Source organism: Priestia endophytica DSM 13796, assembly GCF_900115845.1.
GTDB lineage: Bacteria > Bacillota > Bacilli > Bacillales > Bacillaceae_H > Bacillus_I > Bacillus_I endophytica.
In genome coordinates, this window is record NZ_FOXX01000001.1 from 415,262 (window position 1) to 439,866 (window position 24,605).

Genomic DNA, 24,605 nt, shown 5'->3' on the forward strand with positions numbered 1-24,605 from the left:
ATAGAAGGTAGGGAGTGATACATTTGGATAGATCATTAATTTGCCCACGTTTCGAAAAAGCTATGAGCATATTAAGTCAAAGATGGACTGGATTAGTTATTTATCAACTTCTAACAGGTCCACAGCGCTTTTGTCATATTGAATCATCTATTGGAATTAGTGGTCGCGTGCTGTCTGAACGCTTAAAAGATCTTGAACATGAAGGAATTGTAAAACGCGAAGTTTTTCCTGAGACACCCGTGAGAATTGAATATTCCTTAACGGAAAAAGGAGCAGCACTAGAACCGCTTATGAATGAAATTGAGAAGTGGTCACAGAACTGGTTAGAAGCGCAAAACTAAATTACAAAAAAAGACCAATGACTAATCATTGGTCTTTTTTGCGCCAAAAAGGTCTAACCCTTTCAACTTGCTTTATGCTCAAGGCGTAATTTATCTGCTACCATTGCGATAAATTCGCTATTTGTTGGTTTTGCTTTACTCATGCTTACTGTATAGCCAAAAAGCGAAGAGATCGATTCAATATTCCCTCTGCTCCACGCAACTTCAATTGCATGACGAATAGCACGCTCAACGCGACTTGCTGTTGTGTTATATTTTTTAGCAATGTCTGGATATAAAACTTTTGTAATAGAGCCAAGCAGCTCAATATCTCTATATACCATTGCAATAGCTTCTCGTAAGTACATATATCCTTTAATATGAGCAGGTACGCCAATTTCATGGATAATGCTTGTAATATTTGCATCTAAGTTATTGCTCTTATTTTCTCGTTGCACTTTAATTGCTGAATTTTGTGGGCGAGTTGTAAAAGTTGGCGCTTTTCCGCTCACTTGGCGGATATTGTTGACGAGGTTCTCCATATCGAACGGTTTAAGGATGAAGTATGCAGCACCTAAGTCAACGGCTTTCTTTGTTACATCTTCTTGTCCGAACGCAGTTAACATGATGACATTAGGTGTTTTCTCAAGCTCCATCTCTCTCAATTTTGTTAATACCGCTATCCCGTCTAAATGGGGCATAATAATATCTAATAGTAACACATCAGGTTTTTGCTCTTTGACTAACGAAAGGCACTCTTGGCCATTATAAGCAGCCCCTACAACTTCAATATCTTCTTGCGTTGAGAGGTAATCTTCTAATAAGCTCACGAGTTCACGGTTATCATCAACTAAGCAAACCTTAATCTTTTTCAATATAACTCCTCCTCGATCCCATATAATAAGCTACTGTGTCGATAGGTCTCTAAACTTATTCTAAATGAACAATTCGACAATGCAAGACCATTTCCTTTTATTTTTTGGATAAAAGGTGATTCCTTCCACCATTTTAACAAAAATACCGTTATATTGATAAGAAATGTCAGCACTTTAAACAATATGACAAAGGTCAAAAAGTTTCTGTTTAGAAAAGAAGAAATGACAAAAAAGACGAACTATAATTAGCTCGCCTTTTGTCGTGGATGTTCATAAATGTCTATTCCTGCTTCGTTTAGCATCCATTCAATATGGACCCCGTATCCTGATGTTGAATCGTTAACAAAAACGTGAGTAACAGCACCAACTAAGCGACCATCTTGAATAATTGGGCTTCCGCTCATGCCCTGTACAATTCCTCCCGTTTTCTCGAGAAGTTTTGGATCTGTTACTTTAATTACCATTCCTTTTGTTGCTGGAAACTTCTGATCAACTGTACTTACAATTTCGACACTAAACTCTTCTACTTTATTCTCTTCAATTACAGTTAAGATTTTAGCTGGCCCCTTTTTCACTTGATGTGAAAGCGCAATAGGAAGGGGGTTGTTCACAATGTTGTTTTCTACTTGTTCCGTTAACTTCCCGTAAATACCAAACGGACTGTTGCGCGTAATGTCACCAATTACAGAACGTTCTGAAGAAAAACGAGCAAGCTTCTCTCCAGGAGCTCCGTCACTTCCTTTTTCAATCGACGTGACCGTTGACTTCATAATTTGTCCATCTTTCACAACAATCGGCTTTTTCGTATCCATATCCGAAATCACATGACCAAGAGCTCCATATTTTTTCGAATTTGGCTCAAAAAAAGTCATCGTACCAATACCAGCTGCTGAATCACGAATATAGAGTCCAATTCGATAAGCATAATCTCCCTTATCCTTCAATGGATAAAGTTTTGTTTTAATACTTTGATCATCACGAGTAACTGTGATGTTAAGTGGATCTCCACTTTTTCCTGCTTGTTTGATAAACGGCGTTACATCACTCATTTTCTCAATGTTTTTCCCGTTGATCTCAGTAATCATATCTCCAACTTGGATTCCTGCAATTTCACCTGGAGATTTTTTTCCTTCTTTTGTATCAACTTGATGATATCCAACAACAAGGACACCTTTAGAGTTAAGTTTTACTCCAATCGATTGTCCTCCTGGATATACTTTAAAATCAGGAAGAACTTTTACATCAACTTCTTTCGCTGGAAAAGCACCTGCTTGGACAACGAGTTTGCTTTCTCCAACATCATTACCACTAACTTGCCATGTTGAACTTTCTTTTTCAGGTTCTACTGAAACATTTGGCTGATTTGATGACACTTGCTGAGCGGACTGAATGGGCAACGTTTGATTTTCAAAAAGGATGATGTTTGTTGGGATTTTTACATAATGCTGCACACTTGGTATAAAACCTATTACGATGAGCGAAACAAGGAGAATTGTTCCTATCCATTTTCTATATCTATCCATTGAACATTTCACTCTCCTCGCTTCCTGCCACACACTTCTTCGTTGAATAAATAAGCACCTGAGATTGTAAAATGAAGCTTTTGCTTATGTCTTTAATGTTACCTTCTTTGCGCACAATTATAACTACGAAAAACGAGAAAAAGTAGGGAGAATTTGTCTCCCTACTTTTTCAACTGATGCGCAAGCTCAAGCAGCTCTTTTGCATGTTCTTTTGTTAAATCTGTCACTTCAACTCCTGCGATCATACGGCCAATTTCAATAATTTTTTCATTAGAGCTAAGCGGTGTGACGCTTGTTTGCGTTCTATCGTTCACAGACTTTTTAGCAATAAATAAGTGCGTATCAGCCATCGCGGCAACCTGTGGCAGATGAGAAATACAGAAAACTTGTGAACCTGTTGAGATTTGGTAAATCTTCTCTCCAATAGCTTGAGCAACTCGCCCACTTACCCCTGTGTCTACTTCATCAAAAATAATAGATGTCACACCTTGATGATGTGAGAAAATACTTTTAAGTGCGAGCATAATTCTAGAAAGCTCTCCTCCTGATGCTACTTTTGATAAAGGCTTCAACGGTTCGCCAGGGTTTGTTGAGATATAAAACTCCACATGATCAATTCCGCTTTTCGTAAACTTTACATCTTTTTCACTAACAGGCGCTTCTTCTCCACGTTTAGCAAACTGAATTTTAAATACGGTTTTAGCCATATAAAGAGCTTGAAGTTCATGATGAATCTTTTCTGTTAGCTCTTCAGCCAGCTTTTGTCGAATATGAGAAACATTTTTCGCTTCTTTAAAAAGTTCACTCATCACTGCCTCAAGCTGTTTTTCAATTTTAGAAATGTGCGTATCTCTATTTTGAATCGTATCAATTTCTTCTTCAATAGCATCAGCATACTCTAAAATCTCTTCCACAGATTGTCCGTACTTTCTCTTTAAGTGATTGATCTCATTTAATCTAGCTTCAATAATATCAAGCCGATTTGGATCAAATTCTAAAGCATCAAGCTGTTGACGAATGCTATATGAGACGTCTTCAAGTTGATAAAAACAGTTTGACACTGTTTCTGAAATTTCTTTATAGTCATCCTCTAGGTCAGCAATCTCACCTGTGTTGTTCATTGCAACAGATACTAAATCAAGCCCTCTTTGTTCCCCGTGCAAAGCATAATAAGCGTCTCTGAGCGAGCTATAAATCTTTTCATAGTTAGAAATTTTAATTTTCTCTTCAAAAAGATTCTCATCTTCTTTTGGTACAAGTTCAGCTGTTTTAATTTCATTGAGCTGAAACTGAATTAAATCTAGCCTGTGAGCCCTTTGCTGCTCATTTTCCGTTAGCTTTTCCATTTGTTTTTTCAGACTTATGTATTCATCATAAAGCGAACCGTACAACCCTAGCGCTTTTTCAATAATCGAACCACCATATTGATCAAGCAATGTTAAGTGTCGATCACCATTCATAAGGTCTTGATGTTCATGCTGCCCGTGAATATCAACAAGCGTTCCACCGACTTCACGTAAAATCGCAAGTGTCACAAGCTTTCCGTTAATGCGACAAATGCTTTTTCCGCTCGCTGTAATCGAGCGCCTTAGCACAATCATCTCATCCTCCACTTCAATTCCAAGCGACTCTGCTTTTTCAAAGCAGGGATGGCTTTTTTCAATTAAAAACAGCCCTTCTATTTCTGCTCGATCCGTACCGTGTCGAACAAATTCAGCAGAGCCTCGTCCTCCAACAAGTAAATGAATCGCATCAATAATAATAGACTTTCCAGCCCCTGTCTCCCCTGTTAAAACAGTTAATCCTTTTTCAAATGAAAGAGATAGGCTTTCGATAATTGCAAAGTTTTTAATCGATAGTTCGGCTAACACTCCTATTCACACCCCTACAGCATTTCTAAAAAGCGATTTGAAATCGTTTTGGCTTCCTCAGACGTTCTACATATAATTAAACACGTATCGTCTCCACAAATTGTTCCTAAAATTTCTTCCCAATCTAAGTGATCAATAAGAGCTCCAACTACATTTGCATTACCTGGCAACATTTTCATAACAAGTAAATTCTCAGCTGCATCAATTTTTATAAATGCATCTGTAAGAGCACGCTTTAATTTTTGAAGAGGATTAAAACGCTGGTCAGCTGGTAAGCTATATTTGTAGCGCCCATCAAGCATTGGCACTTTTACAAGATGAAGTTCTTTAATATCACGGGAAACTGTTGCTTGTGTAACATTAAAGCCTAAGCTTTTTAAAATATCGACTAAATCATCCTGTGTTTCAATATCGTTATTTGCAATAACTTCTCTAATTTTAATATGTCGCTGTCCTTTATTCATCATTTACACCTCACATAATCTTTGAATTTGAATTATAGCTATGTATAAGAAAAAGTTTTCTTGTTTTTTTATAAGCTCTCCCTTTTTCACAAAACAATGTATGTAATACTATGTTAGCTAATTATCGCAGCTTAGACAACTTATAAAGCAAGCCATGACAAACTTTAAGCGGCGCTATAAAAAGCACCGCTTAATTTATTACCCTTTTTTTAAAGCCGCATGCGCTTGTGTTACGGCTTGTTCTATTGTTGTTTCAGAAAAAGTTTCGCCAACTTCTTTTTCCCCACTCCACTTTAGATGAAGAAGAAATTCAATATTTCCATCTCCCCCTGTAATTGGAGAATACGTTAAAGAAGCAATATCATATCCTTCACGAAGAACAAATGTACAAATTTCTTGGAGTACATCTTCATGTACAGCTCGATCTCTGACAATTCCTTTTTTCCCAACTTGTTCACGTCCTGCTTCAAACTGTGGTTTCACAAGAGCAACAACATCACTATTTGGGACAAGTAATGTTTTAAGAACCGGAAAAATTAATTTTAAAGAAATAAAAGAAACGTCAATAGAAGCAAATTGCGGCATTCCAAACTGTAGCTGATCTGGTGTTACATAGCGGAAATTTGTTCTTTCCATCACAACTACACGCTCATCTTGACGCATTTTCCATGCAAGCTGATTATATCCCACATCAAGCGCATAAGAAAGCTGTGCTCCATTTTGAAGAGCGCAATCTGTAAAGCCCCCTGTTGATGCTCCGATATCTAACATAATTTTATCTTTTACAGTAAGATCAAATTCCTTAAGTGCCTTTTCGAGTTTAAATCCTCCTCTGCTTACATAAGGCATTACTTTTCCTTTTACAGTAAGAGGTGTATCAACTGAAATTTTTTCTCCAGGTTTATCTAATCTTTGTTCATTTGTATATACGAGACCTGCCATGACAGTGCGTTTAGCTTTTTCACGTGTTTCCACTAAGCCACGCTCCACCAATAACACATCTACACGTTCTTTTTTCGTCACCTTGCTTCAAGTCCTTTAGTCTTTTTTACGTTCACACGCTTTTGCAAACGAGTTACAACATGTTCAGTTGTAAACTCAATTTCTTCTAGAAGGCGATCAACGCTTCCATGCTCAACAAAGTAGTCTGGAATTCCCATGCGATCAACAAGTGAACTATCATATCCGTGATCTGAAGCAAACTCTAATACAGCACTTCCAAATCCACCTTCTAAAACAGCTTCTTCAATCGTCATAATCGGCTTGTTTTCTTTAAAAAGCTCATGAAGCATCTTATGATCAAGCGGCTTAATAAAACGAGCGTTTACAATCTTAACAGATATGCCGTTCTTCGCCATCTTTTCACGCGCTTCCATTGCCATCTCAATTGAAGGACCAAATGTTAAAATTGTGGCATCATGCCCTTCTTTTAACACTTCCCACGTTCCAATCGGAATTGTTTTTAGTTCTTTATCCATTGGAACACCAAGTCCATTTCCACGTGGATAACGTATTGCAATTGGACCATCGTTATATTGAAGAGCCGTGTACACTAAATGCTGCCCTTCATTTTCATCTTTCGGCATCATCATAACCATGTTTGGAATATGGCGCATAAAGGCAATGTCAAATACGCCTTGATGTGTTTCACCATCAGCTCCAACAAGACCTGCTCGATCAATACCAAAGAAAACGTTCAAGTTTTGACGACATACGTCATGCACAACTTGGTCATATGCACGCTGTAAAAATGTTGAATAGATAGCTAAAAACGGTTTCATGTCTTGTGTAGCAAGTCCTGCTGCTACAGTTGTGGCATGTTGTTCAGCAATCCCTACATCATACATGCGCTCTGGAAATTCTTTTTGAAAAGCTTCAAGCTTTGAGCCTACAGGCATAGCTGGTGTTATCGCAACAACTCTGTCATCTTCACGCGCTACTTTTTGAACAGTATCACTGATAACTTTACTCCAAGCTGGAGGCGTGTCTTTTGGTTTAATGAAATCACCTGATTCAATCTTGTAAGGACCTGTACCATGCCATGTTCCAATTTTATCGCTTTCAGCAGGCAAGTACCCTTTTCCTTTTTTCGTTAAAACATGCACAAGGATAGGACCATTTGTTTTTTTAGCATAGCGAAGATTATCGAACAGTTCCTCATAGTTGTGCCCATCAACAGGACCAAGATATGTGAAACCAAGTTCTTCAAAGAACATGCCCGATACAAACATATACTTTAGACCATCTTTTACACGTTCAGCTGTTGAAGCTAAACGTCCTCCAACAGATGGAACTTTTTTAAGTAAAAACTCAAGCTCATCTTTAACCCAATGATATTTGCCAGCTGTGCGTAAACGACCTAGCACATTATGCAGGGCACCAACGTTTGGGGCAATAGACATTTCATTGTCATTTAAAATAACGATCATGTCTTTTTGCTCATGTCCAATGTGGTTTAAAGCTTCCAAGGCCATTCCACCTGTTAAAGCTCCATCACCAATAATCGGAATGATATAATCATCTGTTTTCTTCAGATCTCTTGCAATAGCCATTCCCATTGCCGCTGATAAAGACGTTGAACTGTGACCTGTTTCCCAAACATCATGTTCGCTTTCATTTCGTTTCGGAAATCCACATAGACCTTTGTACTTACGTAATGTATCGAACTTACAGGCACGGCCAGTTAAAATTTTATGGACATATGATTGATGTCCAACATCCCATAAAAACTTGTCTTTTGGGCTATCAAATATTTTATGAAGCGCAATTGTTAATTCAACCACCCCAAGATTTGGACCGATGTGGCCCCCTGTAACGGACAGATTCTCGATCAAAAAGCGTCGAATATCTTCTCCAAGTGACTCTAATTCACTAGTAGACATTTTCTTTAAAAATGCCGGATTTTTTATTGACGTAAGATCCAAATCGGATCACTCACTTTCGTACTTAGTTAGCCACACTACTTTAGTAGCCTTCCTTGAAAAAAGAGCCGCTAACACAAACGTGATAACGGCAAGAAAGAATCACTTTCTAATTTTCAAAAAAAACTAAACACTCCATAGCATAATTGTGACATTATTGTAGCATAAAAACATCTCAAGCTCAATCTTTAGCTTTTGATATTCTTTTATTGCTGACGCCATGCGATGTAATAAGAAAGCTCTTTTAACATACTATCTTGAATTTCAGCTTTTTCAAGCTCCATAATTGCTTGATCCATATGATACTGTAATTTCTCTTTTGCATTTTCCATGCCTAAAAGAGCTGGATATGTTGCTTTATCATTACCTGTATCACTTCCAACAGGCTTACCAAGAAGCTGTTCATTTCCTTCAATATCTAAGATGTCATCTTGAATTTGAAAAGCTAAACCAAGATGATAGCTGAAATTTTTCAAATGACTAAGCTGATCTTCCGATGCTCCTGCAATAATTGCTCCAGCAATAATCCCAAAAGAAAGGAGTTTTCCTGTCTTATGTTCATGGATGTATTCTAACTCTTTTAACGAAAGCTTTTTCTCTTCGCCTTCAATATCAGCCATCTGCCCCCCAACCATTCCTTCAGCACCTGCTGCACGTGCTAATTCTTCAATCACAAGCAGCTTAATTTCTGGAGAAAAGTTAGCTTTTGTTACGATTTGAAAGCTATAGGTTAGCAAAGCATCGCCAGCTAAAATAGCGGCTGCTTCTCCGAACACTTTATGGTTTGTTGGCTTTCCTCTTCTTAGATCATCATCATCCATGCTTGGCAAGTCATCATGAACTAATGAGTAGGTGTGAATCATTTCAACAGCACATGCTGCTTCATAACCAAGGGATTTATCTTTCCCGAATGCTTCAAGCGTTGCTAAAAGAAGAATCGGACGAATGCGCTTTCCGCCTGCTGTTAGGGAGTATAACATCGATTCTTTCAGCAAGCTTGGCATCTGTAGCGCTTCAATTTGCGTTGGGAGAAGCTCTTCGACTAACTTTTTATATTCTTTTAAATAGCTCTCAAGCGCGATCATTTGTCACCTTCCTCTCCAACAGAGAAAGGAGCAAGGTTTCCATCTTCTTGCAAGATTTGCTCCATTTGTGTTTCAATTTTTTGAAGGCGATCATGACAAAATTTTGAGAGTTTCATTCCTTCTTGAAATCGGTCAATAGCTTCTTCTAAAGGAACGTCACCTTCTTCAAGTTTATCAACGATTTTTTCAAGTTCTTCCATCGCTTCTTCAAATGTATATTCTTTTTCTTCACTCATTCTCACCACTCCTTATGTCTTCTACAAGACAATCAATGGACCCATCTTTCAAGCGTAGCGTTACCGTTTCACCTTTTGCTACACCTTTTGTACTTTTCACAAGCTTTTCCTCTTCATTGTATACAAGACTATATCCACGCTCCATAATCTTTAACGGACTGAGCGCATTTAGCTTTGCCATATGAGAAGACAACAGCATCTTTTTAGCATTCAACACTGTTGTTATATCTTTTTGTAACAAGCGTGTTAAACGTTCTCGTTCTCTATCAGCTTCTTTTAACCTTGCGTATGGATGATGTGTAAGAAGACGACGCTTTATGTAAGAGAACTTTTCTTCTTTTCTCATAGCAATACGCTTACTTTCCTTATGTAAACGATCAAGCAAAAGATCCAATTGCTGCTCCTTTTGTTCTAGCAGCTTTGTTGGATATCGAAAAGCATACGACTTCTCTGTACGTTCTAAGCGCGTCTTTTTTGCGGTAATATGCGACGAAATTGCTCTTGTTAAGCGAATTTTCCGCTGGCTAATTCGTTCAAGTACCTCCGTTAAATTAGGCACCGCTAGTTCAGCTGCTGCAGTAGGAGTCGGAGCACGCATGTCAGCTACAAAATCAGCGATCGTGAAATCTGTTTCATGACCTACAGCTGAAATAATAGGAAGCTTTGACTCATATATAGCTCGGGCAACTTTTTCATCGTTAAATCCCCAAAGTTCTTCAATAGAACCACCGCCGCGTCCGATAATTAGCACATCCGCGTTTATATCTTTCGCCTTTTTAATTCCACTTACAATTGAAGCAGGAGCGCGATCACCTTGTACAAGAGCTGGAATTAAAATAATTTGAGCAACAGGATATCTCCGTTTAATCGTTGTCATAATATCCCTTACAGCTGCTCCTGTTGGAGAGGTTACAACTCCAACGAGGTTAGGATAAAGAGGGAGAGGCTTTTTAATCCTAGGATCAAAAAGCCCTTCTCCCTCTAATTTGTTCTTCAGCTGCTCATAAGCAAGATGAAGACTTCCTACTCCGTCAGGCTGCATGTCGCGAATATAAAGCTGATAATTGCCGCTTCCTTCGTAAACTGAAACTTCTCCCCTTGCAAGAACTTTCATACCGTTTTCAGGGATAAAAGGCAAATTTTTATTTTGACTCGAAAACATCACAGCAGACATGCGGGCATGCTCGTCTTTTAAGGTAAAATACATATGCCCTCTGCTATGCTGTTTAAAGTTTGAGATTTCCCCTTTCAGCCACACATCTTGCAAATGGGGATCAACGTCAAATTTTCGTTTGATATATTTCGTTAAAGCCGTAATTGTTAAAGGCTTTAATTCGCTCATGACACTTCCCCCTTGTTATTAAGAACGAACGCGAGCTTTTGCTGACTGAATTGTATTTTCTAAAAGCATTGTAATTGTCATTGGACCTACTCCACCTGGAACAGGTGTAATAGCACCAGCAACTTCTTTTACTTCTTCAAAATCTACGTCTCCACAAAGCTTTCCATCTACGCGGTTAATCCCAACATCGATCACAACCGCTCCTTCTTTTACATCTTGAGCTTTAACAAAGTTTGGAATTCCAACCGCAACAATTAGGATATCTGCATCTTTTGTATGCTTTTGCATGTTTTGTGTTCTAGAGTGACAGTATGTTACCGTTGCATTTTCATTTAAGAATAATTGGCCAACAGGTTTACCAACAATATTGCTGCGCCCAATCACAACAACGTGTTTTCCAGATACTTCAATACCTGTTTTTCTAACCATTTCTAATACGCCGTGTGGAGTACATGGCAAGAATGTTTCTTGACCAATCATCATTTTACCAACGCTGATTGGATGAAAACCATCAACGTCCTTTTTAGGAGAAATGCGCTCGATGACAGCATCTTCATTAATATGTTTTGGAAGTGGAAGCTGAACTAAAATTCCATCAATTGCATCATCTTCATTTAACTTGTCAATATGACCAAGTAGTTCTTCTTCTGATACTGTGTCTGGAAGTTTAATTGAAACCGAATGAATACCTGTATTTTCACAAGCGCGATGTTTACTGCGTACATATGTTTCGGAAGCAGGGTCTTGTCCAACTAATATAACAGCTAAGCCTGGTTGAACTCCTTGCTCCTTTAGCATTTCAACTTCTTTTTTCATACTTTCTCGCTTCTCACTTGCTAATTCTTTACCATTAATTAATTGTGCACTCATTGATCATTCTCTCCTTCTCTGTCATCTCTGTATGTTGTTTTATCACTTTATTTTAAATCTTTTATAAAAGATTTTTAACTATTTGATGCTGAGATTTTAGATAATACGCCATTGATAAAACGACCTGATTGATCATCACCAAACGTTTTTGCAAGTTCGATGGCTTCATTAATGCTTACGTTTTGGGGAATGTCTTCTTCATATTTCATTTCATAAACCGCAATTCTTAAAATAATACGGTCAACGTTCGCTAGACGATCTAGCGTCCATTTTTCAAGGTTTGCACTAATCAAGCTGTCAATCTCTTCTTTGTTTTCTGACACACCAAGAACAAGCTGACGTAAAAACGCATCAACCTCTTCCTCTTCTACTACATTGTCAATAGCTTCTTCTGGGCTATTTTGGCCAATCTCACATTGAAAAAGAGCTTGAAGCGCTTTTTCCCTTGCTGTACGTCTTTTCATAAATAGGTATACTCCTTTTTTAACTTATCCAATTATCATATCCTGATAATAGCATAGTTTCCTACCGCGAGTACATAACGTATCCACGTATTGTTATTTTCCGAATCTTCACAGAAATAAGAATTGGAAACAACAAGAAAGAAACTCGCAAAAAAGCTGCTCTTATTGTAAGAGCAGCCCCTTCATTAGATAGAATCAATCTCTTCTTCCTTTTGAGGAGATTCAAAGATGACGCCCACGATATGAACGTTAACTTCTGCTAATTCGAGTGCTGTCATATTTTTCAACGCTTCTCGAATGTTATCTTGAACTTGACTTGCAACCGTTGGAATAGAAACGCCATAGTTCATAGAACAGAACACATCAATTTTAATGCCTTCTTCACTAAGCTCTACTTTGACGCCTTTGCCGTGATTCTTTTTCCCAAGCTTCTCAACAACGCCAGATGCAAAGTTTCCACGCATTTGGCCAACGCCTGCTACTTCAGATGCGGCAATACCTGCGATAACTTCAATCACTTCAGGAGCGATTTCTACTTTTCCTAACGCATTTTCATTTTCTCCCATATCTAACACATGATTTTCGTTCATAGGCTATTCCTCCTTGAGAATTACTTACTTTTCATTACATCGTGTTCTTCTAGAAACTTCGTATTAAATTCCCCTTCAATGAATTTCTCATGTTGAAGTAAATTTAAATGAAACGGAATTGTTGTATCTACGCCTTCAATAACAAACTCGCTTAGAGCTCTTCTCATTCTTGCAACAGCTTCTTCGCGCGTTGGAGCGTGAACAATTAATTTAGCAATCATTGAATCGTAGAAAGGCGGAATTTTATACCCTGAGTATACCGCAGAATCAACACGAACGCCAAAACCGCCTGGAGGAAGGTACATAGTGATTTCCCCTGGAGATGGCATGAAATTTTTCGCTGGATTTTCAGCATTGATACGGCACTCGATTGCCCATCCAGAAAACGTAACGTCTTCTTGCGTATACGAGAGCTTCTCATGATTTGCCACTTTGATTTGCTCTTTAATTAAGTCAATACCTGTTACCATTTCTGTTACGGGATGTTCAACTTGGATACGCGTGTTCATTTCCATGAAATAAAACTTTCTGTCACGGTAGTCATAGATAAACTCCACTGTTCCAGCTCCTGTATATTGAACAGCTTGTGCTGCCTTAACAGCAGCTTCTCCCATTTTCGCACGCATTTCTCCATCAAGGGCTGGAGAAGGCGTTTCTTCAATTAATTTTTGAAGACGGCGCTGAATACTGCAATCACGTTCACCAAGATGAATTGTATTACCAAATTCATCTGCTAACACTTGGATTTCAACATGGCGGAAGTCTTCGATATACTTTTCTAAATAAACCCCTGGGTTTCCAAATGCTGTTGCGGCTTCTTGCTGTGTAATCTCGACACCTTTTCTTAAAGAAGATTCGTCACGCGCAACACGGATTCCTTTTCCGCCTCCGCCTGCTGTTGCCTTAATAATTACAGGATACCCAATTTCCTCTGCAATTGTAACCGCATCTTCCACACTTTCAATAATCCCTTGAGATCCAGGTACAATCGGTACACCTGCTTCACGCATTGTTTCTCTTGCCACATCTTTTGTTCCCATTTTTGAAATGGACTCTGGCGTTGGTCCAACAAACGTTACATTACACTCACGGCAAAGCTCAGCGAAGTCAGCGTTCTCAGATAAAAATCCGTAACCAGGGTGAATCGCATCACATCCTGTAAGCATTGCAATACCCATGATATTTGTGAAATTTAAGTAGCTGTCTTTCGAAGCAGTAGGACCTACACAATACGCTTCATCAGCAAGACGAACGTGCAGCGACTCTTTATCTGCTTCTGAATAAATTGCAACAGACTCGACATTTAATTCTTTACATGCGCGGATAATTCTTACGGCAATTTCTCCGCGGTTCGCAATAAGCAATTTTTTTATCATAATTGATCTCCCTTTATTCTGGTTTAACTAAGAAAAGTGGTTGACCATATTCTACAAGCTGACCATTTTCAACAAGTATTTCAACGATTTCACCTGTTACTTCAGCCTCAATTTCGTTGAATAGTTTCATCGCTTCCACAATACAAACCACGCTATCTTGTTTAACTTTAGTTCCCGTTTGAACATATGGACCTGCTTCTGGTGAAGAGGAATTATAAAAAGTTCCAACCATTGGTGATGTAATTTTATGAAGGTTACTGTCTTCTTTTTTCTCTTCTGTATGTACCGGTTGTTGTGGTTCATTTTGTTGCACAACAGGCTGCGCTGATGGCTGAGCCGGTATTTGTTGAACAGGCTGTTCCTGAATAACTACTTTCTGTTGTGCTGCAAGAGCACCTTTCTTTTTCAACTTAATTTTCGAGCCTTCATGCTCGTACATAAATTCTTCGATAGATGACTGATCAACAAGGCGAATAATTTCGCGAATCTCTTGAATTTTTAACATCTCTTTTACACTCCATTTCATCGACTAGTGAATACTTAATATCATACGCTAACTGTCCTTAAAATTTCAACAGGCGTATACTTTGGACAACCGTCCTTTTCTATTTTAAGTAAACTTCTTTTCTTTGACAATGTACTAGTTATTACCTAGTGTTATCATTAACTATTATATTTCAGTCTTGCTTTGGATGCAAAATAAGTTCAAATAAAAAAAAGACGACAGAAGTCGCCTTTTTTTTATTTCATTATTTAACAGGCTCAAATTCTACCGCTACTTTCTTAGCTCCAATTTCTTGCGTCACGATATTCATAATTTCATTTGCTTGTTTTTTGCTATCTTCTTTTGATTTTACAACGATACGAACCCCGTTATCTTCAGCACGTACAAGGGCATCATCATATCCTTTTTCCTTGATTAATGTCTCAATTGTTTGCTCTTTTTCATTGAGTTTTGAAAGTTCTTCTACTTTGTCCTTTGCTTCACTTTTCTCTTCTACTGAAGCCTCATTTGATGCGACAACGTCCTCAAGTTTCTCAATTTCTTTACTTCTCTCGTCTGTAATTTGCATGCGCATTGCTAAAAATTGGTCTTCATTTTCCACAGTTGAGACAACTGTTTCCCCGTTTTTCTCTGTTGTTGAAGCTCCCTTTTGCTCTGTTTCTTTATCCGTTTGCTTTGCACTTTCTTTTTCTTTACTTTCTTCTTTATCTGTAAAAGCGACGTTATCACTCTGTGGGCTTGGAGACGTAATATAATAAACAGATAAAACAACAACTAAGCTAAGCATTGTTAATAACCAAACGGTTTGTTTTTTCAGCAACATAAAATTTAATCCCCCTTCGTCTTTTTAGGCGTGACTGCCACGCGATGACTTGGAACATCGAGCACTCTCGTAACTGCGTCCACAACCGACTTTTTCACTTTTATATTATCAGCTCCCTTCGCAACGACAAGAACGCCCCTAATATCAGGTTTTAGTGTTTTTACAACAACGGGCTGTTCCTTATCACCGTTACGAACAATAACGAGCTGTTGATCCACTGAGTTATCTTCAATATTCCTTGTACCGCCTTCACGATCATTTTCTTCTGTTGTTTGACTTTGGTTTACTGTGTTATGCTCATAAATTTTCTCTTCTGTAGCATCAACGTTTACAAATACTTGCACATTATCAACGCCAATCATACTTTCTAGCACATCTGTAAGTTCTGCTTCGTATTTTTTTTCATAGTCTGAAATTGTTCTAGCCTGCTTTTCTTTTCCACTACCAAACGTTTCTACTTCCTCTGTTTCTTGTTGGCTATCACCTGAGCCTTTCGTTTCAACGGCGTCTGGTTTTGCTGTTGAGCTTTGAAAATTCCCATAGAGCATGACAAAAACTCCAGCGGCCAAAAGTAAAATCACATATGCAAGCTTGCGGTTTTTCTTAGGTGGATCTGAAGAAGATAGTCTCGCTAAGAAGCTCTTTTTCTTGTTGCTCTCCTTATCGCTCATCTGCTTCTCCTCCTCCCATTGTGACTATAATTTGTTTTTTATTCATATCCCATTTTTTAGAAAGAAAACTTTGTACTTTCTTTAGCTTCTCGTCGTTTTCTGTTTTCTCTTTTTTAATAGGTTCCGACGTATTAATGGAAACAACTTCAACTTCTGAGACTGATGCTGTATGCTTATTCTCCTTTGGCTGAACAGACAGAGAGATGGAACTAATATTTTCAAAACTTTTTTCACCTTTCTCGTCTTTCATATGAACTTCTACGCCTGAAACTTCTACTCCATACTCCTTCACCAACTCCTCTTTTACTCCCTCTTCTAGTTGGACAGCCATCTGTTCTAAAATATATGCATCTTGTGACGCTTGTATTTCTTTTTTCTTTAAATCTAGCAAATTTTTTGAAGAGTTTTCTTGAGAGATAGAAGAAGAGTTAATGGCGGTAAACAGTTTATCAACGTTCACTTTGAATATGCTGAAAACAGGTGTCAAAATAATAAGCATAAGAAGTAGACCAATAACCATCTTTGCGTACTTCTGCATAGATGAGCTTGGTAACAGCAGATCAATAATGGTAGCAAGTAAGATAAACAGAATAATATTTGTAACCCATTCTGTTAACGCTCCCATCAACACCCTCCTTATCTGACCATCATCGTAATATTACTTGCAGTAATAACAAGCGTAATACATAAGAAAAACATTAAAGAAACAACAGCAAGAGCAGCAAAAATATAAATAACGCTTCTACTAATGATGCTTAAACAGGAGATGATTGGTCCTCCTCCAACAGGCTGGATCAGAGCTGCAGCAAGCTTGTAAATAATTGCAATTGAAAGGAGTTTAAGAGCAGGAAAAGCTGTGATAAAAAGTAAAATCGCTACCCCAACAAGGCCTACCGTATTTTTTAATAGAAGAGAGGCACTTAATACTGTATCTGTTGCATCTGTAAACATCCGTCCTACAACAGGAACAAAGTTTCCTGTAATAAATTTTGCAGTTCTCACAGTGATTCCATCTGCTACGGCCGAACTTGTCCCCTGAACAGAAATAACGCCTAAGAAAATAGTGAGAAACCCACCAAGAACTCCAATGCTCACATTTCTCATAAGCTGAGCAAGCTGTGTTACTTTATATTGTTCTGAAATTGTACTTACAATGCTTAACAGTGCAGAAAGAAATAAAAGCGGCATTACAACATACTGAATAAGTAACCCGCTTGTGTTCATAAGAAAAATAATCACTGGATGAAAAAAAGCGGCTGACATCACGCCTCCCGAAGAAGCCATAAGAGCTAGAAGAAGAGGAATAAGCGCAATAATAAAATGAATCATCGTCTGTATGGCTTCAGTTGCATATGAAATGGCAATATGGAAGCTATTTAAAGCAATGACAATAAGCACAAGATAAACAAGTGCGTAAGCTACTTTACTAACGGTTGTTTTCTCAAATGCATTCTGAAGATTCTGGAGGAATACGCAAAAGATTGTTAGCATAATGAGCGTACCGAGGAGTTTTCCATTTGCAATAATTTCGTGAAGAAAGAACTTCATAAGCCCTTTCAACCACTCCTCTAGCGAAAGTTCTTTGTCTCCTTTCAAAAACTCGACAAGACTGCCTTTCTGACTTTCCGGCAAAAAACCACCATACTCTGTCATGATATTATTCCAAAACCCTTTTATCTCATCGATGCCAAGCTGATCCACCTGTTCATCTACCATTTCATCAGCACTTGGAATAGCTTGTACACTGTCAGGTAGAAAAAAAAGAAAAAGCAGCAATACTAAACAAAATAAGCTTTTTTTCTTTTTCATGTGCGCACCTCAATCCTCATTCATTATGTTGTTGGCAACATTGAAATAATGGTTTCAATCACAACCGTTAAGATTGGTATTGCCATTGATAAAATGAGGATTTTCCCTCCTAACTCGATTTTTGAAGCAATGGAACCTTGTCCAGCATCTTTCGTAATTTGAGCGCCGAATTCAGCAATATAAGCAATCCCAATAATCTTTAAAATGGTTTCTACATATATAACATTGACCCCGGCTTGACGCGAAAGAACTTCAACCATTCCAATAATTTCGCTGATTTTATCAACGAGAAACAAGAAAATAACGCAGCCAACAAATACAACAAGAAGAAAAGCGATGGAGGATTTTTGTTCTTTTAAAATAATTGTTAAAAACGTGGCAATTAAACCAAGGCCAACAATTTGGATCATTTCAATCTTCCATCACCTCCCTTAGCCTTGAAAAAGAAATACAGACTTAATTTTTTGAAACAAGTCTTGTACAATTGACGCGACCATAAACAAAATATAAATAAAGCCAATGAGTGTAACCCAATTTGCAAAATCTTTTTTACCCATTTGCTCTAGAACGGTTACTAAAAAGGCAACGATAATGCCTACTCCGGCAATTTGAAAAATGGTATTGATGTCTACCCCCATTTTGTTTCATCCTCCTACAGCTACAATAATAAAATGACTAACAATAACCCTGTTAGGAACCCTAGGCTTTTCACCATCTTCTCGTAGCGCGTTTGCCTGTCAACAGCGTCTGCTTCCTCCCGCTCTAAATGGTTAAGCGTTAACACAATATGCTTTTGCTGTGTATGCCGATCATGCTGTCCGAGCGTCTGTCCAAATTGTTTTAAAGCTTCTTTCTCCCCCTGCTTCAAAGCAGTTAGACGCCAATTTTCTTCTATACTAAGCAGCCAAGCCTCTCCAGCACTTTTTTGACCTTTTTCTAAATATGTTGCAAAAGAATCAAAAAAGGAAGCGATTGGTTTTGGTACTTGTTCTGTTAATAAACGGGCAATTTGTGGTAGAGGACGATGACTATACATAATTTCTGCCTCAAGTGACCTTAGAGCACTTTTAAGCTGCCGAAGCTGTTTTGGTCTTGCATTGAGCTGTTTTGCAAGATCAAATCCAAACCATGTTGTCGCAACTAAAATAAATAAAGCCCCAAAAAGTTTCATTTTCTTACACCTTCTATTCCATCTTTCATTCGTTTTACTTCTCGCTGAAAAATTCCTTCGACAGTTCCAGGTCCGTTTCGATTTGAAAGAAGTACAAAACGGTCGATAATGCAAGCGTCTATTAACGCTTTTAACGATGGCCTCGTTGCCATATCTTTCACAGAGCTTCCATGAGCAGTTAAAATTAAGCTAACTCCTGCATGAACAGCTTCTAAAATAGCTTCTGTATCTTCTACTCGTCCAACTTCATCTACAATAAGAACGTTTGGGCTCATCGAACGAATCAACATCATCATTCCTTCTGCTTTTGGACAGGCATCAAGCACATCAACCCGAGGGCCAAACGTATGCTGTGGTACTCCGTCAAGACAGCCTGCAATTTCCGATCGCTCATCTACAATCCCCACTTTTTGCGAAGGAATTCTTTTTCTTTCTACTCCTGTGCTAACAAGGCGGGCAAGATCTCTTAGCATTGTTGTTTTCCCAGATTGAGGAGCTCCAATAATGACTGTATTTAACCATTTACGATCGTAAAGGCTGTCTATTAGACTTTCCCCAATCCCAATTTTCTCGCGTGCAATCCGAATGTTTAATGATGTAATATCCCGGATTGCTTTTACTTTGCCATTCTCAGTAATAACTCGCCCTGCTAGTCCGACACGGTGGCCACCTTTTATTGTGATATAGCCCTTTTGTAACTCTTCTTCAAGCATGTACATCGATGATTGACTAAGTTGACTAAGCATATATGCGAAATCCTCTTTCACGGGTAAGACGGAATAAAAAATAGGCTCGTCTTTTCTGATTAATTCAATAGGACGGTTAATCCTTAGCCGAATTTCTTGCACATCTTCATCTATATAGCGCCTGAGGAGCTCTACGATATGTTGAGGAAGTACACTTAAAACTGATTCCATCCTTAATCCCCTCGCCTACTTAGTTATTTTCAATGTATGCAAGCTTGGCTATTTTAATGCCAGAACGCTATTTGTAAATGCCAATAAAAATAAATGCTACTCCAAGACCGATAAATACAAACTTTCCATATGAAAGCTGATCTGCAATGGAAAATAGACCAATTGAAATAGAGGCCAACATAACGAGCGGCCCAATTAAGGCTAACAAGCTGTTGATAAAAAGAGCTTTCTTGACATCGTTACCAAAAAGAATAAGTACTGCTGCTGTTAGCTCAATAAATCCTGAGATAAAGCGCAAACACGCCATCGTAATGATTGTTGTATCAAACATATTCCAAAAAGGCCTCATCTGTTCACTTCTCCTCGCCTAAGAGCAAAATATTAGTACAACCTATGCTTTTTTTTGGCTTTTATGCACAAAAAAAAGCAAGAGCCTATTAGGCTCTTGCTTTTTAATATCAATTAAGCACGTGATACGTAGCTTCCATCGCTTGTGTTAACCACAAGAACGTCTCCTTGGTTTACGAAGAATGGAACTTGAACAACTAAGCCTGTTTCAACTGTTGCAGGTTTTGTTCCACCTGAAGCTGTATCTCCTTTAATACCTGGTTCTGTTTCTGTTACTGTTAGCTCAACGCTGTTTGGAAGCTCAACACCTAATGTTTCGCTTTCATACATCATAATGCTTACTTCCATATTTTCTTTTAAGAACTTAAGCTCGTATTCAATTTGAGCTTCCGGAAGTTCAATTTGATCATATGTGTTTGTATCCATGAATACGTGTTGATCACCATTTGCATATAGATACTGCATTTTGCGATTATCGATTCGTGCTTTGTTTACTTTTTCACCTGCACGGAATGTTTTCTCTTGGACAGCTCCTGTACGAAGGTTACGAAGTTTAGAGCGAACAAATGCAGCTCCTTTTCCTGGCTTAACGTGCTGGAACTCCATTACTTGCCAAATTCCTCCGTCTACTTCGATTGTTAACCCTGTACGAAAATCATTTACTGAAACCATCTAATAGTCCTCCTAGTTTACCTTTATAAAATAATAAGTTCTTTTGGGGCATATGTTAAATTTTCATTGCCTTCATCTGTTATGAGCAAATCATCTTCAATTCGAACGCCGCCTACGTTTGGTACGTAAATACCAGGCTCAACGGTTACAACCATACCAGGCTCTAGTACAGTAGCAGAACGAGTTGAAAGAGCGGGACCTTCATGAACTTCAAGACCAATTCCGTGGCCTGTGGAGTGCCCAAAGTATTCCCCATATCCATGTTCTGTAATATAATCACGCGCTAAGGCATCCGCTTGAACTCCTGTAATGCCTTTTTTAATGCCATCAACGCTACGCAGTTGCGCCTTTAGAACGATGTCATAAATGTTCTTCAATTCATCACTAACGTCGCCAACAGCAACCGTTCTTGTAATATCTGAACAATATCCTTTATAGTACGCGCCAAAATCAAGCGTTACAAACTCGCCTTCCTTAATCACTTTTTCGCTAGCAGCTCCATGTGGCAAAGCGCTTCTATACCCTGAAGCAACAATTGTATCAAATGAAGAAGACGTTGCGCCATGTTTTCTCATATAAAATTCAAGCTCGTTTGAAACCTCAAGCTCCGTTACACCGGGTTTGAGGTAAGATAAAATATGATTAAAAGCTTCGTCTGTTAACTTGGCAGCTTCCTTTAATATCTTAATCTCTTCCCTAGTCTTAATCAAGCGTAAGTTTTCTACAAGACCTGAGACAGGAACAAGTTGGGCCGAGATTTCCTTTTGGTATGTGGAGAAGTCAGCGTACGTAATTGCCTGTTCTTCAAATCCTAGCGCTTTGATTCCTAACTGTTCAACGACAGAAGCAATTTCTTTCGCAATTGGTCCAGTATGTTTGACAATTTCAAATCCTTCTGTTTGCTTTGTTGCTTGTTCTATGTAGCGAAAGTCTGTAATAAAGACGGCTTTTTCTTTTGAAATGACAACAACTCCAGCACTTCCCGTAAAGTTTGTCATGTAACGACGATTGTACTTACTTGTAATAAGAAGACCGTCAATTCCTCTTTGTTCAAAGCTTCCGCGAAGTTTTACTAATTTTTCTGTCATGCTATTCCTTCCCTTCCGCGATATTCTTTAAAGCATTAATTCCCATTTCATATCCAAACAATCCAAATCCAACAATCTGTCCTGCACTTACTGGTGCAATAACAGAGGTATGGCGGAATTCTTCTCTTGCATGAACATTTGAAATATGAACTTCTACAACAGGAATGTTAAGGCTTGCAATACAATCGCGAATCGCATAGCTATAATGAGTGAAGGCACCCGGATTTAGGAGAACTCCATCACATGTTTCATTTGCTTTGTACATAGCATCGATAATTACACCTTCATGATTGGATTGAAGAAAATCCAGAGAAAGGTCGAGAGCTTCCCCTTTTGTTTTTAGGCTTTTTTCTAAATCTACAAGCGTTGTACTTCCGTAAATTTCAGGCTCACGCTTCCCTAAATAGTTTAAATTTGGTCCGTTTATAACTAAGAATTGTTTCATAGCACTCTCCCTTTGCTTCAAAAAATTCCGTTCTTTCCTTATCTTATCATAAAGAAGGCGCTATAGCTTATGAGGAAGCACTAATTCGTCGCAATTCAGATTCTTCATACGAAATAGAATACCCAATAAAAATTCCATAAAGCAAGTAAAAACAAAAAGATGTAATGATGGTATCTCTACTAAGGTCTGTAATCTCTTTTAAATTCGGAAAAATTGGATTCAGCAGAAAGAAAACAAAGCCCCAAAGTATAACTCCATATGCCGCTCCAACCCACATGCTTTCAAATCTTCGTAGTAATGCATAGTAAATAAGTGCAACAGGAATAGAAATAATAGCAAGGAGAATAATTCCGATAATATGTCCAAGAATGTGATGTTTCCATTCTCCAAATGTCCAAGGTTCTAGAATAAGATTTGCTCGAATTTCACTCAAATTTAACACATATGCAATGTAGCTTAAAATACCAAACAAAACTCCTGCCGAAATCCCGATCACAATTGCTTTATTCATAAAAGAAGGAAGCTTTTCTTTTTTCTCTTGTTTTTTTTCCATCTTTTCTCACCTCACTAATTTTAGTATAATCTTTTTACCTAGATTCTATTTGCCTTTATATTGTTTGTTAGTTTTAGTCTAATTATCATAAAATTTGTCTAAACTAGAGAATATACAACAACCTAGAGGTTTCTTGCCTTTTCTTGTAGAATATAAATGACACAAAGAAAAAAGAAATTTGAATGAACTGTTCTTTACTGAAATAATTTAGTTAATACACAATTCATTAGTTAGGTTGGTGTTTGTACATCATGGCTCAAAATTCAAAACCCGTTTACGGTGGGCAGGCTGTTGTGGAAGGTGTTATGTTTGGTGGTAAAACCTCGTGCGTTACGGCTATCCGCCGAAAAGATCAAAGCATCGATTTCTTTGAAGCTCCCCGTAAATCATCACCATTTCTGAAAAAAATCAAAAAGGTTCCTTTTCTTCGCGGTATTGCGGCTATTGTTGAGGCTACAGCGAATGGTTCTAAGCATCTCAATTTTTCATCAGATCGCTTTGATCTTGATCCTAGTGAAGACGAGAAACTGAAAGAGAAAAAAGAATCAAAGCTAACTATGATTCTTGGCGTAGCTGTTATAGGCGTTCTCTCTTTTATTATTGGTAAAGTGTTAATGACGCTTGTTCCCGTATTTTTAGCAGAACTAACAAGGCCCATTTTTTCTTCAGATGTAGCACAAATAGTTGTTGAATCTTTCTTCAAGTTTTTATTGATTATCTGCTATATTTTCTTAATCTCGCAAACTCCGCTCATAAAACGAGTATTTCAGTATCACGGAGCGGAACATAAGGTTATTAATGCGTACGAAAAGGGAATAGAGTTAACAATAGAAGGTGTACAGTCCCAGTCCCGTCTTCATTACAGGTGCGGAAGTAGTTTTATTCTATTTACTGTTATTGTTGGTATGTTCGTTTATTTACTAGTTCCAACTGATCCACTTTGGGTAAGGATTGTAAATCGCCTCGCTCTTATCCCCGTTGTTCTTGGTCTTTCTTTTGAAGTATTGCAATTAACAAACAAACTAAGTTCTTTCCCTGTTTTAAAATATTTAGGTTACCCAGGGTTATGGCTTCAGCTCTTAACAACGAAGGAACCGAAAGACGATCAAGTAGAAGTTGCGATTGCTTCTTTCTCACGCCTACTTGTTCTTGAGGAAAAAAAAGCCGGAACAACCCAAAATAAAGTTGTGTAAAACTTTTTTACAATAAATAGTGTACATCTTTGGTGGAGGTGAAGATAATGAGACGTTCTTTTGTTACGTATGTTGTGTACGCCGTCATTACACTTGGGGTGGTTGGTTTTCTGTATACAATTTTGTTTGAACCAGGGAGTCTCTTACGCTCTATCGGAACAATCTTTTTCTTCTTGATTATTTTTTATCTCGTATATCGCTTTGTTTTAGGTCGTCGTCAGCCCTCCAGTTCTCCGTATGATCGAAAATACGCTCAAGCTGTAAAGCAGTCAAAATCTCGTTTGAGAGAGCGAGAAAAAGCTAAAGTTAAGCCAAAAAAACGTATGGTTAAAAACCCAAAAATCACACCTATTCAAGGTAAAGCCAAAAACCTTGGTCAGTCGTTTACGAAAGAACGAAAACGTAGCTCAAGTCACTTAACGGTCATTGAAGGTAAAAAAGGTAAAAAGAAAAATAGAGCTCTTTTCTAACGA

General features: G+C 38.1%; 30 protein-coding genes. 3 read left to right on the top strand and 27 right to left on the bottom strand.

Features of this window, described 5'->3' with window-relative positions:
• The first annotated feature begins 23 nt into the window (after positions 1 to 23).
• Complete coding sequence (locus BM012_RS02115; RefSeq protein WP_019391552.1) at positions 24 to 341, top strand: winged helix-turn-helix transcriptional regulator; 318 nt, start codon at positions 24 to 26, stop codon at positions 339 to 341.
• Between the two features lie 62 nt (positions 342 to 403).
• On the opposite strand, the gene spo0A is transcribed toward BM012_RS02115, so the two are convergent.
• From spo0A to BM012_RS02250, 27 genes are all read right to left on the bottom strand, one after another.
• Positions 404 to 1,195 (bottom strand): sporulation transcription factor Spo0A, encoded by a 792-nt coding sequence (spo0A, locus tag BM012_RS02120; protein WP_061801934.1) that lies wholly within the window; start codon positions 1,193 to 1,195, stop codon positions 404 to 406.
• 245 nt (positions 1,196 to 1,440) lie between these two features.
• Complete coding sequence (gene spoIVB, locus BM012_RS02125; protein ID WP_061801935.1) at positions 1,441 to 2,718, bottom strand: SpoIVB peptidase; 1,278 nt, start codon at positions 2,716 to 2,718, stop codon at positions 1,441 to 1,443.
• Positions 2,719 to 2,879: 161 nt separating this feature from the next.
• Complete coding sequence (gene recN, locus BM012_RS02130; RefSeq protein ID WP_061801936.1) at positions 2,880 to 4,589, bottom strand: DNA repair protein RecN; 1,710 nt, start codon at positions 4,587 to 4,589, stop codon at positions 2,880 to 2,882.
• 14 nt (positions 4,590 to 4,603) lie between these two features.
• The gene (gene ahrC, locus BM012_RS02135; protein ID WP_019391548.1) at positions 4,604 to 5,053 is read right to left on the bottom strand and encodes a transcriptional regulator AhrC/ArgR; all 450 of its coding nucleotides are present in this window, start codon (positions 5,051 to 5,053) and stop codon (positions 4,604 to 4,606) included.
• A gap of 198 nt (positions 5,054 to 5,251) precedes the next feature.
• Positions 5,252 to 6,076: a TlyA family RNA methyltransferase gene (locus BM012_RS02140; protein WP_061801937.1), complete on the bottom strand. Its 825-nt coding sequence runs from the start codon at positions 6,074 to 6,076 to the stop codon at positions 5,252 to 5,254.
• Positions 6,073 to 7,977 (bottom strand): 1-deoxy-D-xylulose-5-phosphate synthase, encoded by a 1,905-nt coding sequence (gene dxs, locus BM012_RS02145; protein ID WP_061801938.1) that lies wholly within the window; start codon positions 7,975 to 7,977, stop codon positions 6,073 to 6,075. The genes BM012_RS02140 and dxs overlap by 4 nt, the downstream gene beginning before the upstream one ends.
• 203 nt (positions 7,978 to 8,180) lie before the next feature.
• Positions 8,181 to 9,059 carry a polyprenyl synthetase family protein gene (locus tag BM012_RS02150; RefSeq protein ID WP_061801939.1) on the bottom strand — a complete coding sequence of 293 codons (879 nt, stop codon included), beginning with the start codon at positions 9,057 to 9,059 and terminating at the stop codon, positions 8,181 to 8,183.
• On the bottom strand, positions 9,056 to 9,295 hold the full coding sequence (locus BM012_RS02155) for an exodeoxyribonuclease VII small subunit (protein WP_019391544.1): 240 nt from the start codon (positions 9,293 to 9,295) through the stop codon (positions 9,056 to 9,058). The genes BM012_RS02150 and BM012_RS02155 overlap by 4 nt, the downstream gene beginning before the upstream one ends.
• Positions 9,288 to 10,637 (bottom strand): exodeoxyribonuclease VII large subunit, encoded by a 1,350-nt coding sequence (gene xseA / locus BM012_RS02160; RefSeq protein WP_061801940.1) that lies wholly within the window; start codon positions 10,635 to 10,637, stop codon positions 9,288 to 9,290. The genes BM012_RS02155 and xseA overlap by 8 nt, the downstream gene beginning before the upstream one ends.
• Before the next feature lie 18 nt (positions 10,638 to 10,655).
• Positions 10,656 to 11,507: a bifunctional methylenetetrahydrofolate dehydrogenase/methenyltetrahydrofolate cyclohydrolase FolD gene (gene folD / locus BM012_RS02165; protein WP_061801941.1), complete on the bottom strand. Its 852-nt coding sequence runs from the start codon at positions 11,505 to 11,507 to the stop codon at positions 10,656 to 10,658.
• A 74-nt stretch (positions 11,508 to 11,581) separates the two neighbouring features.
• Positions 11,582 to 11,971 (bottom strand): transcription antitermination factor NusB, encoded by a 390-nt coding sequence (nusB, locus tag BM012_RS02170; protein WP_061801942.1) that lies wholly within the window; start codon positions 11,969 to 11,971, stop codon positions 11,582 to 11,584.
• Between the two features lie 185 nt (positions 11,972 to 12,156).
• Positions 12,157 to 12,561 (bottom strand): Asp23/Gls24 family envelope stress response protein, encoded by a 405-nt coding sequence (locus BM012_RS02175; protein WP_019391540.1) that lies wholly within the window; start codon positions 12,559 to 12,561, stop codon positions 12,157 to 12,159.
• Between the two features lie 20 nt (positions 12,562 to 12,581).
• On the bottom strand, positions 12,582 to 13,937 hold the full coding sequence (gene accC, locus BM012_RS02180) for an acetyl-CoA carboxylase biotin carboxylase subunit (protein ID WP_061801943.1): 1,356 nt from the start codon (positions 13,935 to 13,937) through the stop codon (positions 12,582 to 12,584).
• A gap of 13 nt (positions 13,938 to 13,950) precedes the next feature.
• Positions 13,951 to 14,442: an acetyl-CoA carboxylase biotin carboxyl carrier protein gene (accB, locus tag BM012_RS02185; protein WP_061801944.1), complete on the bottom strand. Its 492-nt coding sequence runs from the start codon at positions 14,440 to 14,442 to the stop codon at positions 13,951 to 13,953.
• 244 nt (positions 14,443 to 14,686) lie between these two features.
• Positions 14,687 to 15,265, bottom strand: coding sequence for a SpoIIIAH-like family protein (locus BM012_RS02190; protein ID WP_082802460.1), 579 nt, complete (start codon positions 15,263 to 15,265; stop codon positions 14,687 to 14,689).
• A gap of 5 nt (positions 15,266 to 15,270) precedes the next feature.
• Positions 15,271 to 15,936, bottom strand: coding sequence for a stage III sporulation protein AG (gene spoIIIAG / locus BM012_RS02195; protein ID WP_061801945.1), 666 nt, complete (start codon positions 15,934 to 15,936; stop codon positions 15,271 to 15,273).
• A complete protein-coding gene (spoIIIAF, locus tag BM012_RS02200) occupies positions 15,926 to 16,561 on the bottom strand; it encodes a stage III sporulation protein AF (protein WP_061801946.1) in 636 nt (211 codons plus the stop codon). The genes spoIIIAG and spoIIIAF overlap by 11 nt, the downstream gene beginning before the upstream one ends.
• 11 nt (positions 16,562 to 16,572) lie before the next feature.
• A complete protein-coding gene (gene spoIIIAE, locus BM012_RS02205) occupies positions 16,573 to 17,745 on the bottom strand; it encodes a stage III sporulation protein AE (RefSeq protein ID WP_061801947.1) in 1,173 nt (390 codons plus the stop codon).
• Between the two features lie 23 nt (positions 17,746 to 17,768).
• Complete coding sequence (spoIIIAD, locus tag BM012_RS02210) at positions 17,769 to 18,155, bottom strand: stage III sporulation protein AD (protein WP_019391533.1); 387 nt, start codon at positions 18,153 to 18,155, stop codon at positions 17,769 to 17,771.
• Between the two features lie 21 nt (positions 18,156 to 18,176).
• Positions 18,177 to 18,383, bottom strand: a complete 207-nt coding sequence (gene spoIIIAC / locus BM012_RS02215) for a stage III sporulation protein AC (protein WP_019391532.1) — start codon at positions 18,381 to 18,383, stop codon at positions 18,177 to 18,179.
• 20 nt (positions 18,384 to 18,403) lie between these two features.
• Positions 18,404 to 18,916 carry a stage III sporulation protein SpoIIIAB gene (spoIIIAB, locus tag BM012_RS02220; RefSeq protein WP_061801948.1) on the bottom strand — a complete coding sequence of 171 codons (513 nt, stop codon included), beginning with the start codon at positions 18,914 to 18,916 and terminating at the stop codon, positions 18,404 to 18,406.
• A complete protein-coding gene (gene spoIIIAA / locus BM012_RS02225) occupies positions 18,913 to 19,833 on the bottom strand; it encodes a stage III sporulation protein AA (RefSeq protein ID WP_061801949.1) in 921 nt (306 codons plus the stop codon). Before spoIIIAA ends, spoIIIAB begins: the two co-directional genes overlap by 4 nt.
• Before the next feature lie 67 nt (positions 19,834 to 19,900).
• Entirely contained in the window at positions 19,901 to 20,182 is a 282-nt protein-coding gene (locus BM012_RS02230) for a YqhV family protein (RefSeq protein ID WP_061801950.1), read from the bottom strand.
• A gap of 113 nt (positions 20,183 to 20,295) precedes the next feature.
• Positions 20,296 to 20,853 (bottom strand): elongation factor P, encoded by a 558-nt coding sequence (gene efp, locus BM012_RS02235; protein ID WP_061801951.1) that lies wholly within the window; start codon positions 20,851 to 20,853, stop codon positions 20,296 to 20,298.
• 23 nt (positions 20,854 to 20,876) lie between these two features.
• The gene (locus tag BM012_RS02240; protein ID WP_061801952.1) at positions 20,877 to 21,941 is read right to left on the bottom strand and encodes a M24 family metallopeptidase; all 1,065 of its coding nucleotides are present in this window, start codon (positions 21,939 to 21,941) and stop codon (positions 20,877 to 20,879) included.
• A 1-nt stretch (position 21,942) separates the two neighbouring features.
• Positions 21,943 to 22,386, bottom strand: coding sequence for a type II 3-dehydroquinate dehydratase (gene aroQ, locus BM012_RS02245; RefSeq protein WP_061801953.1), 444 nt, complete (start codon positions 22,384 to 22,386; stop codon positions 21,943 to 21,945).
• 67 nt (positions 22,387 to 22,453) lie between these two features.
• A complete protein-coding gene (locus BM012_RS02250; RefSeq protein WP_061801954.1) occupies positions 22,454 to 22,939 on the bottom strand; it encodes a YqhR family membrane protein in 486 nt (161 codons plus the stop codon).
• Between the two features lie 251 nt (positions 22,940 to 23,190).
• Between BM012_RS02250 and BM012_RS02255 the strand changes: the two genes are divergently transcribed.
• Positions 23,191 to 24,132 carry a DUF1385 domain-containing protein gene (locus BM012_RS02255; RefSeq protein ID WP_061801955.1) on the top strand — a complete coding sequence of 314 codons (942 nt, stop codon included), beginning with the start codon at positions 23,191 to 23,193 and terminating at the stop codon, positions 24,130 to 24,132.
• A gap of 47 nt (positions 24,133 to 24,179) precedes the next feature.
• Positions 24,180 to 24,602, top strand: a complete 423-nt coding sequence (locus BM012_RS02260) for an SA1362 family protein (RefSeq protein ID WP_061801956.1) — start codon at positions 24,180 to 24,182, stop codon at positions 24,600 to 24,602.
• Positions 24,603 to 24,605: the final 3 nt, after the last annotated feature.

Bases quoted from the DNA above. Each gene is read 5' to 3' on its own strand.
- spoIIIAC (WP_019391532.1), bottom strand. From the start codon at position 18,383: ATGGGGGTAGACATCAATACCATTTTTCAAATTGCCGGAGTAGGCATT.
- aroQ (WP_061801953.1), bottom strand. From the start codon at position 22,386: ATGAAACAATTCTTAGTTATAAACGGACCAAATTTAAACTATTTAGGG.
- spoIIIAB (WP_061801948.1), bottom strand. From the start codon at position 18,916: ATGAAACTTTTTGGGGCTTTATTTATTTTAGTTGCGACAACATGGTTT.
- accB (WP_061801944.1), bottom strand. From the start codon at position 14,442: ATGTTAAAAATTCAAGAGATTCGCGAAATTATTCGCCTTGTTGATCAG.
- ahrC (WP_019391548.1), bottom strand. From the start codon at position 5,053: ATGAATAAAGGACAGCGACATATTAAAATTAGAGAAGTTATTGCAAAT.
- spoIIIAE (WP_061801947.1), bottom strand. From the start codon at position 17,745: ATGAAAAAGAAAAAAAGCTTATTTTGTTTAGTATTGCTGCTTTTTCTT.
- spoIIIAF (WP_061801946.1), bottom strand. From the start codon at position 16,561: ATGGGAGCGTTAACAGAATGGGTTACAAATATTATTCTGTTTATCTTA.
- spoIIIAD (WP_019391533.1), bottom strand. From the start codon at position 18,155: ATGATCCAAATTGTTGGCCTTGGTTTAATTGCCACGTTTTTAACAATT.
- BM012_RS02175 (WP_019391540.1), bottom strand. From the start codon at position 12,561: ATGAACGAAAATCATGTGTTAGATATGGGAGAAAATGAAAATGCGTTA.
- efp (WP_061801951.1), bottom strand. From the start codon at position 20,853: ATGGTTTCAGTAAATGATTTTCGTACAGGGTTAACAATCGAAGTAGAC.
- nusB (WP_061801942.1), bottom strand. From the start codon at position 11,971: ATGAAAAGACGTACAGCAAGGGAAAAAGCGCTTCAAGCTCTTTTTCAA.
- spoIVB (WP_061801935.1), bottom strand. From the start codon at position 2,718: ATGGATAGATATAGAAAATGGATAGGAACAATTCTCCTTGTTTCGCTC.
- BM012_RS02155 (WP_019391544.1), bottom strand. From the start codon at position 9,295: ATGAGTGAAGAAAAAGAATATACATTTGAAGAAGCGATGGAAGAACTT.
- accC (WP_061801943.1), bottom strand. From the start codon at position 13,937: ATGATAAAAAAATTGCTTATTGCGAACCGCGGAGAAATTGCCGTAAGA.
- BM012_RS02190 (WP_082802460.1), bottom strand. From the start codon at position 15,265: ATGTTGCTGAAAAAACAAACCGTTTGGTTATTAACAATGCTTAGCTTA.
- folD (WP_061801941.1), bottom strand. From the start codon at position 11,507: ATGAGTGCACAATTAATTAATGGTAAAGAATTAGCAAGTGAGAAGCGA.
- BM012_RS02255 (WP_061801955.1), top strand. From the start codon at position 23,191: ATGGCTCAAAATTCAAAACCCGTTTACGGTGGGCAGGCTGTTGTGGAA.
- xseA (WP_061801940.1), bottom strand. From the start codon at position 10,637: ATGAGCGAATTAAAGCCTTTAACAATTACGGCTTTAACGAAATATATC.
- BM012_RS02150 (WP_061801939.1), bottom strand. From the start codon at position 9,059: ATGATCGCGCTTGAGAGCTATTTAAAAGAATATAAAAAGTTAGTCGAA.
- spoIIIAA (WP_061801949.1), bottom strand. From the start codon at position 19,833: ATGGAATCAGTTTTAAGTGTACTTCCTCAACATATCGTAGAGCTCCTC.
- BM012_RS02260 (WP_061801956.1), top strand. From the start codon at position 24,180: ATGAGACGTTCTTTTGTTACGTATGTTGTGTACGCCGTCATTACACTT.
- BM012_RS02240 (WP_061801952.1), bottom strand. From the start codon at position 21,941: ATGACAGAAAAATTAGTAAAACTTCGCGGAAGCTTTGAACAAAGAGGA.
- BM012_RS02230 (WP_061801950.1), bottom strand. From the start codon at position 20,182: ATGAGGCCTTTTTGGAATATGTTTGATACAACAATCATTACGATGGCG.
- spoIIIAG (WP_061801945.1), bottom strand. From the start codon at position 15,936: ATGAGCGATAAGGAGAGCAACAAGAAAAAGAGCTTCTTAGCGAGACTA.
- BM012_RS02250 (WP_061801954.1), bottom strand. From the start codon at position 22,939: ATGGAAAAAAAACAAGAGAAAAAAGAAAAGCTTCCTTCTTTTATGAAT.